Genomic DNA, 13,001 nt, shown 5'->3' with positions numbered 1-13,001 from the left:
CTAACTATAACCCCAACACCCGGAGATCCACGGCAATGCTCAAGAAGTATCTGTTTACCGCCGCCTGCGTACTCGGCCTGCTGTTTACCTTTACCGGCGTTCAGGCCCAGTCCGTCCCGCAATTTAAAGTACTGATGTTCACCAAAATGGACGGTTTTCATCACAAATCGGTGAATGAAGGTGTGGCCGCCATCCGGGAGATGGCCGAAAAGCACGAGTTCGCCGTTGACTGGCACGAAGACGCCGATCTGATCAATGACGAGAACCTGGAACAATACGACGTCATCCTGTTTTTGCTCACCACCGGCAATATCCTGAACGAAGAGCAGCAGGGAGCCATGGAGCGCTTCATCCAGTCCGGTAAAGGCTTTGTGGGCATTCACAGCGCCTCGGACACTGAATACGACTGGGACTGGTACACCAAGATGGTGGGCCGCACCTTCCACATTCACCCCCGCAACCAGACCGCCGAGCTCGAAGTACTGGACCGCAAGTTCCCGGGGCTTGAGCGCATGCCCGACAACTTCTGGTGGACCGATGAGTTCTATGAGTTCGGCACCGAGCGGATTGATACGCTGAACTACATTCTGTCCGTGAATGGCGACACCTACGACACCTACGCCAAGTGGGGTGACAAGGAAAGCCAGGACATGGATTTCCGGCCCATCGCCTGGTATCACGAGTACGATGGCGGCCGCGCGTTCTACACCGCACTGGGCCATATTCCCGCCACCTATGAAGATCGGCTGTTCCTGGAGCATATCTATGGCGGCCTGATGTGGGCGGCCACGGGTAAAGGTCTCAAGAAGTAGATCTTCGTGTCAGCGCCCTCGCCTCGGGGGCGGTTTGTCGGATTACGCGCTGCGCGCTAATCCGACCTACGGGGCTAACGGCGGATGCGGGCTTCGCTCTCCGAGGCGTCGGACCGATCCGCCCTACGCGCACCTCCGCGGCTCGAGTAGGGCGCATCCGCCGTAACCACACCTAAACCAATCTCCGCTGGCGCATTTCACACCATTTTGCCACCCACCGCACAACCTGTCGCCTATCCCAGACGTATACTAGCCTGTGAAGACTGATCCACCGGCTGAGTATTCGCTATGTCTGTCATCTACAGAGCCCTTTGGCCATTCGCCCTGGCGGCGGCACTGATCGCCTGCAGCGGCGACCCGGGGCCCACCGTTTACGAAGTCCGCGCGGAGAACAATACGGGCGGGCAGATCACGCCCAGTCAGCGCCAGGTGGAGGCGGGCCAGACCACGAGCTTCACCATCACACCGGACCCGGGCTACGAGCTTCAGAGCATTACCGGCTGTGGCGGCGAGCGCACCCGGGATATCTTCACCACCGATACGGTTCAAAGTGACTGCACCGTCAGCGCCCGCTTCCAGCTCAGCGATTATCGGATCAGTACCCAGGTAAGCGGTTTGGGCACACTGTCTCCAGAGTCTGCCCTGGTCACCATCGAGGATACCACCGAGTTTGTCGTGCTTCCCGCTGAAGATTACCGGCTGGCCAGTATTTCCGGCTGCGGCGGCCGCCTAGAAGACGACCGGTACACCGTCGCGGAGGTAAGCGCCGCCTGCACCATCAGTGTCCGCTTCGAGCCCGACGTGTACACCGTCAGCGGCACCTTGAACGCCACCGCCCTGAACCAGTTTGACGGCACACTCAATGACGCCAGCACCGAGCTGGCGTTGAACGACAGCTTCGATACCCCCCAGTTCATCAATAACCGCACCACCCTGGCCGGCTTTGCCACCGCCGAACCCGCCGACATCGACCCGCGCTTCCCGGCACACTTCGCCGATACCCCCAACCCGGCGGATTACTATCGGGTCAGCCTGCAGGAGGGACAGCTGATCCAATTGCAGGTGGTGGATTACGCCCCGGTGGACAGCGATGAAACCCGGTACCAGGGCGACCTGGACCTCTACCTATACTCCGCCACAGAGGACCTGGTCGGAAGCTCCACCGGCACCGGTGAGTTTGAGGAACTGACCATTGCGGAAACCGGGGATTACCTGATCGAAGTGACCGCTGCGCAGGGAACCTCCAAGTACATACTGCGCCTGCTCCCGGAGGGCACTGCCCCACAGACCGATCTGAGCCAGACGCAATCCGGCGATTTCGTGCCGGGACAGATGCTGGTGATCCCCGCCGAGACCGGTCGGAAAAGCCTGAGCAAGGGACAACCGGCCCGCGTGCTCCTGGAGCAGAGCGTCCCACTGAGTGCCCGGGCCTACCACCACCCCGGCAGCGCCCTGGCCAGCCTCAGCCAGCGCAATCCGGCCGCCTATCAGAAGCTCTCCACCTTGAGAGCCATCAAGGCCCGGCGTCTCGACCCGGCCGTCGCCCTGGCGGAACCCAACTACCTGCGTCAGGTCCAGCGCGTTCCCAACGATCCGCGCTATGACCTGCAATGGCATTACGACGTCATCAACCTGCCCCGCGCCTGGGACCTGACCACAGGCACTCCGGAAACAGGCGATGCCCCCATTATCGCGGTGGTAGACACCGGGGTCATACTCGAGCACCCCGATCTGCAGGGCCAATTGCGGGATGGCTATGACTTTATCCGGGACGACGAGCGCGCCAACGACAACCAACCGGGCATCGACGCCGACCCAAGCGACCCGGGCGATGGCGACAGCCTGGACCCGGACAGTTGGCACGGCACCCATGTGGCCGGCACCGTGGCCGCCGCCAGCGACAACGGCGAGGGCGGTGCCGGGATTGCCTGGGGCGCGCAGATTATGCCCCTTCGCGCCCTGGGAGTCGGCGGCGGCACCAGCTACGACATCTTGCAGAGTGTGCTCTACGCCGCCGGGCTGGAAAACGACAGTGGCACCCTGCCCGAACGCCCGGCGGATATCATCAATCTCAGCCTGGGGGGCCCCGGGAACTCCCAGGTCGAAGCGGATACCTTCCGGCAGATCAGTGAAGCTCTGGGCATACTGGTGGTCGCATCCTCCGGCAATGAAAACACCGCCGAGCCGCTTTTTCCCGCGAGCTACCCCACTGTGATTTCCGTGGGAGCAACCACTGCGGCCGGACAGCGTGCGCCTTATTCCAACTTCGGGGAAACCCTGGATGTGGTCGCTCCCGGCGGCAACCTGGGCGAGGACGCCAATGGCGATGCCATCCCGGACGGTATCCTCAGCACCAGCGGGGAGCGCGATGCCTCGGGAGCCATTCAACCCGGTTATAGCCTGTCCTACCAGGGTACCTCCATGGCGGCCCCCCATGTGGCCGGGGTCGCCGCCCTGATGAAAGCCGTATACCCCGGTCTGACGGCCGCTGAATTCACTCAATTGCTGGAACAGGGAGACCTGACCGCGGGGGACGGCACGCGCAGCGATGAGCTGGGTTACGGCCAGATTGACGCCGAATTGGCGGTAGGCAAAGCATACCAAATCGCTAATGACGCCGATTTTCAGTGGCCCGCCCGAGTGAGCGTGCAGCCGTCCCGGGTCAACCTGGGCACCACCTCGGAAACGCTGGTCGAACTGATTTCAGAGGGAGAGGGTGAGCCGGACTCGATCACCTTTGACACCGACGTATCCTGGCTGGCGGTTGAGCCTTTTGACGTTCAGTCCAACGGGCTGGGCCGTTACCGGATTACCGTCGATCGCGCGCCCCTGGAAGACAGCCCGGGTTTCTACCGGGGCCGGGTGCTGTTCACCGTGGACAGCGACAGTACGCTGACATTGGAGGTGTTCATGGAGGTCGGCACGGTCTCAACCACCGGCCAGCTCACGCGAACCTACGTGCTACTGATTGACCAGGACGACGCCGAAGGCACCGCCTACCAGGCCGTGGCCGTTCCCACGGACACCTCCAACGAAGAGGCCACCTTCGAAATCACCGGCGTACTCCCGGGCCGCTATTCCGTTGTCGCGGGCTCCGATATCGACGCCGACGGCATCATTTGCCAACTCGCTGAGCAGTGTGGGGCCTACCCCAGCCTGGAGCGTGAGCAGGTGATTGAAGTGACCGACGCGAACCGCTCCGGGCTCGACTTCACCCTGGGCATTCTGGGCGGCCTGCTTGAATCCAGTGCCCAGCAAGGATCCGGCGCGCCCGAACCACCCACAACCTACTCCCGACACGTTTCCCCGCCCGAGCGTCTGCGCCAAAGAGGTCCTCAAGAGTAATCCTATTCAGCCGTTAACCCTAAAGCAGGACGCCCCACCATCAGGCCCGCCACCCCAACACCGGGCCTGATACCGGGTTCGCTATACTCCGGATTAGCGGACTTCAGGATTTTTATCACATTTTTTTCTAGAACATTCCGTGTCTGATCAGGATCAATGTGGCAAAATGTTACAAAATACGCCACGGAGCACTTTCCGGATCAGCGGGAACAACGCGTCGGCCATGAAATATAAAGAATGAGGGTATCGTGAATAATTTATCGCTGAAATGGAAAATCCTACTGAGCGTCACATTGACCTGCATCCTGGCAGTCATCGTAACGACGGTGGTGACCGTCCGCGGTGGCCTTGCCACCACGGAAGAGACGATCATTGAAGACACCCGTACGCTGACCCAGGTTCTGGGTGCCTCCAATGTGGGGGCCATCAGTTTCGGGGACACCACCACCGTCACGAACTCACTGGAGGCACTGACCGAAAGCGAACGTGTTCTCAACGCCGTGATCTACAGCGACGGCAAGCCTTTCGCCTGGTTCATTCGCGGCCAGGAGGGGGGGGCACTGCCCAGCGACATTCCCCGCACCCCCCGTCAGACTGGGATGATCGAACAGGACGGCCATATCGTGATGACCGAAGCGATTATGGAAGGTGACACCCAGATCGGCACCATCTCCGCGCGCGTGGACATGAGCGAGCTGAACAAGCTGGTCAGCGAAGCCATTGCGGACGCCGTGATTCTCATCATCGTGATCAGTGTGATCGCCGCCTCCATCGCCTACCTGGTTCAGGCGAGCATTATCAAGCCGGTCAATCAGGTGGTGCGGGCTCTGCGCGATATCTCCGAGGGCGAGGGCGACCTGACCCGGCGTCTGCCGGTCAGCGGAAGCGATGAAATTGCCGAGCTGGCCACCTGCTTCAATACCTTCGTGGAACGTCTCCACAGTATCATCGCCAGCGTGGCCGACACGGCTCAGGAAGTCAGTGAAAACGCCCATATGGTGTCGCAGCTGTCCAATGAAAACGAGAATGCCATCAAAAACCAGCAGGCCGAAATCGAACAGGTCGTGGTCGCCATCAAGCAGATGGCCAACGTGGTACAGGACGTGACCGAGAGCGTCAGTGAAACCGCCGAAAAGGCGCATCAGGCCGATCAGTCCGCCACCAATGGCAAGCAGGTGGTGAACGCCACCACCCGCCAGATCGAGAGTCTGGCCTCTGAGATCCGCCGCGCCGCCGAGGTCATTGATCGTCTGAATAAGGAAACCGTCAGCATCGGTTCCGTGCTCGATGTCATCCGCGGCGTGGCCGAACAGACCAACCTGCTGGCCCTGAACGCCGCCATCGAAGCCGCGCGCGCCGGCGAGCAGGGTCGTGGCTTTGCCGTGGTCGCCGATGAAGTGCGTACCCTGGCCTCCCGCACCCAGAGCTCCACGACGGAAATCCAGGAAATGATCGAGCGGCTGCAGGTGGGCGCCAAAGAAGCCGTCGAAATGATGGCCCAGGGCACCAGCCAGGCCGAGGCCTCAGTGGAAAAAGCCGGAGAAGCCACCAGCTCTCTGGTCGACATCACCGAGCTGGTCAGCGTCATCCGTGACCGCACCAATCAGGTAGCGGTGGCCTCGGAAGAGCAAAGCTCGGCTACCCAGCAGATCGAAGGCAATATCGACAGTATTTCCCAGGTTGCACAGAGCACGGCGGAGAGTTCCAGCCGAATCAATTCCAACACCAGCAGCCTGGCGGAAACCGCGGAAAGACTCACCAGCCTGGTGAATCGCTTCAAGCTATAGGACGGCGCACCAATAACCAAAAGCCAGAGAGAACAACAGCATGAAAAAAACTCTACTCCTTTGCAGTGTTGTAGCCACCCTCGGTCTGCCTGGCCTGGCCCAGGCGTGCAGCGCCCCGGATGCCAAACCCGCCATTCCGGACCCGATGACGGCGGAGACCGCACAGATGGTCAAAGCCAACAACGAAGTCAAAGCCTATGTTAAGGCCATGGAGGAGTATCTGGGCTGTGCCCGCATGAGTGGCGGTGAGAAACGCAAGGAAATTTCCGCGCTGGAGGATTTTGCGGCGGAGTTTAACGAGGCGATCCGGACCTTCAAGTCGCGGAATAGTTGATTTGGGGGATTGGTGACGGCGGATGCGCGCTTCGCGCTTATCCGCCGTTACTGAACCCCATCACATCATCCGATCACCATAATCGGACACCGGCTTCTTCGGTCGGGTGTTGTTCAAAGTGGAGGGAATTTCACTGATGTGTCCACCCCGGGCCAGAAAGGCCTCCACCTGGCGAGCCAGCTCATCGCGTAAACGCTGACGGGCGGCCACACTGAAGTCTTCGTAGCCTTCACTTTTACCGGAATACGACAGCTCGACTTCAGACTCGTCCAGCACCTCATCGTCGGCACTGTCTTCATCCTCAAGCACATCATCCACATCGTTATCATCGAGGGGGTATTGACTTGCCATAGTGACACCTCCACCACGCCAGTTACACGTCAATCCGGGCCAGAAAAAAGCCGGCTTAGAACGGCCGGTTTTGACCCGTTTTCGCGTAATTTATAGCGCAAGAAAACGACGACGTCATGAGTTTTTGAAGGTGTTTTTAGGCTTTTTTTACCTTAGCAGGCAATCGGGGTAAAATTTTGGTTATTACCACCAGGTGCGCTCAGATCGTTCCGACACATCGACACCATCGGAACGGGCGTATAGTCCCACAAACCACCCTAAGGAGCGCGTCCCTGGCGCCGCTTCGACCACTAACGGAAGCAGTTATGAACGTTCGGCTACTGAGCAAACACTTCCCCCAACTGGCAGAGCTGTCTGAAAAAGAACAGGCGGCGATTCTGCAGCAGGCCCACGAGCGCGCCTATGCGCCGGAGAGAAAGCTGACCCACTGGCGGGGGAACATTATCAGCCTGGTGTGGATCTGCGCGGTATCGCTGTTTATCGCGCTGGTGGCGGGACCGGCGCTGGGGCTGGGACGGCCGGTGACCGGGGGAATCATCATGGTGGTGGTTCTGCCCATTTTCATGGTGCTGCGCCACCGACAGTATGTGGCCAAACTGAGGCCCGAGGTGGACACCATCGTGGAGCGAAGCCGGGACCAGAACTGAGAGGTTCAGCCCCCATAAAACAAAACCGGCGCCTGAAGGCGCCGGTTTTGCGTACAACGGGAGCAATCGGGATCAGATCGCGTCCGGGCCGGTTTCACCGGTACGGATACGGATGATTTCCTCCAGCGGCGTGATAAAGATCTTACCGTCGCCGATTTTGCCAGTCTGGGCGGCCTTGGTAATGGCTTCCACCGCCTGCTCGACCAGAGAGTCGTCAACAGCCAGCTCGACCTTTACCTTGGGCAGGAAGTCCACCACGTACTCGGCACCCCGATACAGCTCGGTGTGACCTTTCTGGCGGCCAAAACCTTTGACCTCGGTGACCGTCATGCCCTGAACGCCTACCTCGGACAGTGCGGTGCGCACGTCGTCCAACTTGAACGGTTTTACTACAGCAGTGATCAGTTTCATTGTGAGTTCCTTACTTAAACGACTTTAAAGTGACGGTTGTGAAGTGACCTATGCCTCTAAGATACACGTTACAGCGGTTTGGGTCATCTCCCGCCACTCAAAAGCAAGTGGCTTGAACGCCGGAGGTGCGAGGCACCCCCGGCCGGTCTTTACTTGTTGCTGACAAATTCCGGATACGCTTCCATACCACATTCGGACAGGTCGACACCTTCGTATTCCTCGTCCTCGGAAACCCGCAGTCCAAGCACAGCCTTGAGGATGCCCCAGACGATCAGGCTGGTCACGAATACCCAGACGAAGATGGTCAGTGCACCCACAATCTGTCCCAGGAAGCTGACGTCGCTATTGGTGAACGGCACCGCCAGCAGACCCCACAGACCGACCACACCGTGAACGGAGATGGCACCGACCGGGTCGTCGATCTTCAGCTTGTCCAGCCCCACGATGGAGAAGACAACAATGATACCGCCAATGGCACCGATGATGCTGGCGCCCAGAGCGCTCGGGGTAGACGGCTCAGCAGTAATGGCCACCAGACCGGCCAGAGCCCCGTTCAGCGCCATGGTCAGGTCAGCCTTGCCGAACAGGATGCGACCCAGGATCAGCGCCGCCACCAGACCGGCTGCCGCTGCGGCGTTGGTGTTCAGGAACACCATGGCGACGGAGTTGGCGTTGGCAATATCGCCCAGCTTCAGCACCGAACCACCGTTGAAACCGAACCAGCCCATCCACAGGATGAACATACCCAGAGTGGCCAGCGGCAGGTTGGCACCGGGAATGGCGCGCACTTCACCGTTGGGACCATACTTGCCTTTACGGGCGCCCAGCAGGATCACGCCGGCCAGAGCAGCGGCCGCACCGGCCATGTGGACAATACCGGAACCGGCAAAGTCAGAGAAACCCAGGTCGCCCAGGTTATACATGCCAAAGACGTCGGCACCGTTCCAGGTCCAGGAACCTTCCATCGGGTAGATGAAGCCGGTCATGACAACGGCGAAAGCCAGGAAGGCCCACAACTTCATACGCTCAGCGACGGCACCCGAGACGATAGACATGGCGGTGGCCACGAACACGACCTGGAAGAAGAAATCCGAAGCGCCGGAGTAGATGGAACCACCGGTGAAGTCACCACGCTCGGAGAACTCACCCAGAGTAGAGGCGACATCCACGTTCTGGATACCGGAGAGGAAAATTCCCCCGTCGTACATAATGGCGTAACCACACACCAGGTACATGATGCATGAAATGGCGAACAGAGAGACGTTTTTGGTCAGAATCTCTGTGGTGTTTTTAGCACGGACCAGACCCGCCTCAAGCATCGAGAAGCCCGCGGCCATCCACATGACCAGTGCCCCACATACTAGAAAGTAAAACGTGTCGATCGCATACTGCAAATGAAAAATATTTTCTTCCATTGCATTTTCCCCGTCTTTATGGATTGTGAGTTGAAAAAACAGCTGATATTGCCGGCCTGACCCCGGACAGTGCATAGAGCAGGCCAACAAGATAAAAAACTTATCAATCAATGACTTAGGGAATAATTACGATCGAAGGTCGCGTCCCGGCCAGCCACTTCGCACCATCTTGGCGCATGCACCGCCCCGGTGCGCACCAACTTTGCACCAAACTGGAACTGGCACCACTTTCCGCTTTAGAATGGCACCCAATACAGTGGTCAATAGCATCCACCATTAAAAGCGCACGAATGCGGTGCCGGCCAACCACTGTGATATGCTCAAGGAATAAAGAAGGCAGGAATCTGATCTTGATGGAATACGACAACGTTACCTTTATGGCGTACCTGAGCGCTGCCGTCGTCGCCGCGCTGCTGACGTTGACGTACATCTATCAGTTCTTCAAAGAACAGAAGACGGCCATCTTTGCCCCTGCGGCGGCGGTACACACCCTGAATCTTCTGGTCATCGTCGCCGGCATCAATCAACCCTGGCCGGCCACTCACTGGACGTTTTTCTTCGAGTGCCTGCATTACAACATCTGGACACTCTCGGTCTACCTGACCCTGAAGGCCAGTGCCGCCAACAGCAGCCTGCCACGAAGCCTCAAGATTCTGTTTCTGATCGGATGGCCCGTCACACTGTTTGCGCTGGCCGCGGCCGTCACGCAACTGGATCTGATTTTTTCACTGGAGGCCTGGCTGACCCTGTCATTGGCCGTGATCGGACTGGTGAGCGTGGAGCAGCTGTTCCGCTACGCCGCCGGCAACGACCGGCAGATCAAGCTGCTGTGCATGAACCTGGCCGCGCTGTTTCTGTACGACATTTATCTGTTTACCCACGCGCTGATCTTCCAGCAGATAGATCCTCTGCTGTGGCAATCCCGGGCCGCCGTTTCCATCGCCACCTGCCTGTTCATGGCCCTGGGGGGTCTGTTGCTCCTCCAGCGCAATGACCGACCGGCCAACTTCACCCTGTCCCGGCCGATTGCGTTTTACACCACTTCCCTGATTGCCGTCGGAGTGCTGATCACCATTCTTGCGCTGGGTGGCTACTATGTGCGCCTGTATGGCGGCAACTGGGGTACCGTCATCTACAGCCTGGTGTTGATCGGCGCGGTGTTGTTGATCACCACCGTGTTCGCGTCCACCACCATCCGCTCTCGTCTGTCGGTCCTGATCAACAAACACCTGTTCCGGCACAAGTACGATTACCGCAGCGAATGGTTGCGCCTGATCAACTACCTGGCGCAGCCGGCGGAAACCAGCGAAGCCAATGAGCGCGCTTTCTTTGCGGTGGCTTCTGTGACCAAAACCCCGGGGGGTGCCATCTGGATTCGCAAGCAGGGTTTTTACGAACCGGTCTATCAAAGTGGCCTGCCCAGCTATATTGACCTTCAGGAAGAGCCGGTGGACAGCCCTTTCTGTCAGACTTTTTTACAATCCGAGTGGGTGTTCTTCCCTGAAAGCGGCGACAACCTCGCCCTGAGCCAGTACAACGAATACCTGCCGCCCTGGGTGCACAACATTCCCGACCTGTGGCTGCTCTTCCCCTTTATTGTCGGTGACGAGCTGATCGGCTTCATGGCTTTGACCAAGCCGGTGGCGGACGCCTCCCTGACCTGGGAAGACCTGGACCTGCTGAAAACCATGGGGCGTCAGTTGGCCAGTTACCTCAAACGGCACCAACAGGCAGAGCAGCTCGCCGAGGGACGTCAGTTCGACACCTATAACAAACTCGTTGCCTTCATCATCCATGACCTGAACAACCTGATTGCCCAGCAGGCGCTGGTGGTACGCAACGCGGAAAAACACAAGGACAAACCCGAGTTCATCGACGATGCCATCCACACGATCAGCAACTCCGTCGATCGGATGAACAACCTCCTCAAAAAGCTGCGTACCGACGGAAAGGACCTGATTACCCGTCTGTCGATCAACGACATTGTAAAAAAAGCCGTCGCCGAATGTTGGCGACAAAAACCCATGCTGACGGCTGAAATCAGCGACGATATAAGGTACATTGAAGCTGATGAAGTGCGTTTGGTGATGACCTTTACCCACTTCATCAAAAACGCCCTTGAGGCAACACCGGATGACGGGCGGGTACACGTCACCCTCCGGTGCGACGACCATGAAGCGGTCATTGCCATTGAGGATACCGGCAGCGGCATGGACTGGGATTTCATTCACAACCGGCTGTTCAAGCCGTTTGAAACCACCAAGTCCGGCAAGGGTATGGGGATTGGCGTCTACCTGTCCCGCGAGTATATTAATGAACTGAGCGGCACACTGAATGTGATCAGCGCCGTGGGCGAAGGAACCACCGTGACCGTCACCCTACCGGTCACGCCAGAGTAAAAACGAGCAGGGCCGGCTCGGTTCCCAGCGCCGGGAGCGGCCCAACGGAGTGAACACCCCTCCGCAAAAAGGCTAAGGCATTATGAGCAAAAACAACAAGCACACCCTGCTGATTATCGAGGACGACCGAGGCCTGCAGAGCCAGCTGCGTTGGCATTTCGAGGACTACGAAACGGTATTTGCCGAGAACCGTCAGGACGCCATCGCCGCCCTCCGGCTGCACGAGTCTCCCGTGGTCATTCAGGACCTCGGCCTGCCCCCCGACCAGGACGGCGTGGACGAAGGCTTCAAGTGCATACAGGACATTCTGCGCATGTCCCCCACCACCAAGATTATCGTCATGACCGGTAAGACCGATCACGACAACGCCATCCGCGCCGTGGCGATGGGCGCCTACGACTATTACGAAAAGCCGGTGGACCCACAGACGCTGGACCTGATCGTTCAGCGAGCCTTCAACATTTTTGAACTGGAAGAAGAAAACCGCCGGCTGGCCCGCCTCCAACAGACCCCGCTGGAAGGCCTGGTGACCAACGATCCCCAGATGCTCAAGATCTGTCGCATGCTGGAAAAGATATCCCCCACCAATGTCACCTGCACCCTGTTGGGAGAAAGCGGCACCGGCAAGGAAGTCATGGCCCGATCCATTCACCAGTTGAGCCCCCGGCGCAACAAACGCTTTGTCGCGATCAACTGCGCCGCTGTGCCGGAAAACCTGATCGAAAGCGAACTGTTTGGCTATGAGAAAGGAGCCTTTACCGGCGCCGGCAAGCAGACCCTGGGTAAAGTCGAAACCGCCCACGAAGGCACCCTGTTTCTCGACGAAATCGGAGACATGCCGCTCAACCTGCAATCCAAACTGTTGCGCTTCTTGCAGGAGCGCGTCATCGAACGGGTGGGTGGTCGCGAGGAAATTCCGGTGGATGTCCGGGTCATCTGCGCCACCAACAAAAACCTGCAGGAGATGGTGGAGGAAGGCAGCTTCCGCGAAGACCTGTACTACCGTATCTGCGAGATGACAGTGGAGATTCCTCCCCTCAGAGCGCGGCAAGGCGACAAGGTGCTCCTGGCGCGGCACTTCATGCTCAAATTCGCCAAAGAACACGATCAGAAAATCAAAGGCTTCACCCCGGATGCGGTGGAATCTATCGAGTGTTACGGCTGGCCCGGCAACATCCGGGAAATGGAAAACAAAATCAAACGCGCGGTCATCATGGCCGACGGGAAGCACATTACCCGGGACGACCTGGGCCTGGTCACCGACGGCCAAGACCTTTCTCTGAACCTGCGCCAGGTGCGCCAGGAAGCCGAGCGCCACGCCATACTCCGGGCGGTGGCCATGACCGACAACAACATCTCGGCCGCCGCCAAGCTGCTGGGCATCACCCGGCCAACCTTTTATGACTTGATCAAAAAACACGACATCCCGTTAGGCAGCAACACATTGGCCTAACCCCGGACGACCCGTAGGGCGGATAAGCGCCAAGCGCGCATCCGCCG

General features: G+C 58.8%; 10 protein-coding genes. 7 read left to right on the top strand and 3 right to left on the bottom strand.

The genetic code is table 11. The annotated features are described in order from the left end of the window. Positions 1–35: 35 nt before the first annotated feature. The 4 genes from OOT55_RS14910 (at position 36) to OOT55_RS14895 (ending at position 6,278) form a co-directional block, all read left to right on the top strand. Positions 36–812, top strand: coding sequence for a ThuA domain-containing protein (locus tag OOT55_RS14910; protein WP_265366639.1), 777 nt, complete (start codon positions 36–38; stop codon positions 810–812). A gap of 288 nt (positions 813–1,100) precedes the next feature. Next, positions 1,101–4,157: a S8 family serine peptidase gene (locus OOT55_RS14905; protein ID WP_265366638.1), complete on the top strand. Its 3,057-nt coding sequence runs from the start codon at positions 1,101–1,103 to the stop codon at positions 4,155–4,157. A 248-nt stretch (positions 4,158–4,405) separates the two neighbouring features. Continuing rightward, positions 4,406–5,944, top strand: a complete 1,539-nt coding sequence (locus OOT55_RS14900; RefSeq protein WP_265366637.1) for a methyl-accepting chemotaxis protein — start codon at positions 4,406–4,408, stop codon at positions 5,942–5,944. A gap of 40 nt (positions 5,945–5,984) precedes the next feature. Beyond that, positions 5,985–6,278 (top strand): hypothetical protein, encoded by a 294-nt coding sequence (locus OOT55_RS14895; protein ID WP_265366636.1) that lies wholly within the window; start codon positions 5,985–5,987, stop codon positions 6,276–6,278. Positions 6,279–6,338: 60 nt separating this feature from the next. Here OOT55_RS14895 and OOT55_RS14890 read toward each other — a convergent pair whose 3' ends face one another. Further along, positions 6,339–6,629: a hypothetical protein gene (locus tag OOT55_RS14890; protein ID WP_265366635.1), complete on the bottom strand. Its 291-nt coding sequence runs from the start codon at positions 6,627–6,629 to the stop codon at positions 6,339–6,341. A 305-nt stretch (positions 6,630–6,934) separates the two neighbouring features. Here OOT55_RS14890 and OOT55_RS14885 point away from each other — a divergent pair, with 305 nt between their 5' ends. Then, the gene (locus tag OOT55_RS14885; RefSeq protein WP_265366634.1) at positions 6,935–7,276 is read left to right on the top strand and encodes a hypothetical protein; all 342 of its coding nucleotides are present in this window, start codon (positions 6,935–6,937) and stop codon (positions 7,274–7,276) included. Positions 7,277–7,348: 72 nt separating this feature from the next. Here the strand turns inward: OOT55_RS14885 and OOT55_RS14880 are convergent, their stop codons facing one another. Beyond that, entirely contained in the window at positions 7,349–7,687 is a 339-nt protein-coding gene (locus OOT55_RS14880; protein WP_024461944.1) for a P-II family nitrogen regulator, read from the bottom strand. 149 nt (positions 7,688–7,836) lie between these two features. After that, a complete protein-coding gene (locus tag OOT55_RS14875) occupies positions 7,837–9,102 on the bottom strand; it encodes an ammonium transporter (protein ID WP_265366633.1) in 1,266 nt (421 codons plus the stop codon). Between the two features lie 353 nt (positions 9,103–9,455). On the opposite strand from OOT55_RS14875, the gene prsK reads away from it, so the two are divergent. Both prsK and prsR read left to right on the top strand, forming a co-directional pair. Beyond that, positions 9,456–11,501, top strand: coding sequence for an XrtA/PEP-CTERM system histidine kinase PrsK (prsK, locus tag OOT55_RS14870; protein ID WP_265366632.1), 2,046 nt, complete (start codon positions 9,456–9,458; stop codon positions 11,499–11,501). 82 nt (positions 11,502–11,583) lie between these two features. After that, positions 11,584–12,954 (top strand): PEP-CTERM-box response regulator transcription factor, encoded by a 1,371-nt coding sequence (gene prsR / locus OOT55_RS14865; protein ID WP_265366631.1) that lies wholly within the window; start codon positions 11,584–11,586, stop codon positions 12,952–12,954. Positions 12,955–13,001 lie beyond the last annotated feature (47 nt).

Source organism: Marinimicrobium sp. C6131, assembly GCF_026153455.1.
Taxonomy (GTDB): Bacteria; Pseudomonadota; Gammaproteobacteria; order Pseudomonadales; family Cellvibrionaceae; genus Marinimicrobium.
The sequence above is the reverse complement of the archived record's forward strand: the minus strand, read 5'-3'. Positions and strand labels throughout refer to the sequence as shown.

Coding starts and splice junctions, on each gene's coding strand:
- OOT55_RS14880 (WP_024461944.1), bottom strand. CDS start 7,687: ATGAAACTGATCACTGCTGTAGTAAAACCGTTCAAGTTGGACGACGTG.
- OOT55_RS14895 (WP_265366636.1), top strand. CDS start 5,985: ATGAAAAAAACTCTACTCCTTTGCAGTGTTGTAGCCACCCTCGGTCTG.
- OOT55_RS14885 (WP_265366634.1), top strand. CDS start 6,935: ATGAACGTTCGGCTACTGAGCAAACACTTCCCCCAACTGGCAGAGCTG.
- prsR (WP_265366631.1), top strand. CDS start 11,584: ATGAGCAAAAACAACAAGCACACCCTGCTGATTATCGAGGACGACCGA.
- OOT55_RS14890 (WP_265366635.1), bottom strand. CDS start 6,629: ATGGCAAGTCAATACCCCCTCGATGATAACGATGTGGATGATGTGCTT.
- OOT55_RS14905 (WP_265366638.1), top strand. CDS start 1,101: ATGTCTGTCATCTACAGAGCCCTTTGGCCATTCGCCCTGGCGGCGGCA.
- prsK (WP_265366632.1), top strand. CDS start 9,456: ATGGAATACGACAACGTTACCTTTATGGCGTACCTGAGCGCTGCCGTC.
- OOT55_RS14875 (WP_265366633.1), bottom strand. CDS start 9,102: ATGGAAGAAAATATTTTTCATTTGCAGTATGCGATCGACACGTTTTAC.
- OOT55_RS14910 (WP_265366639.1), top strand. CDS start 36: ATGCTCAAGAAGTATCTGTTTACCGCCGCCTGCGTACTCGGCCTGCTG.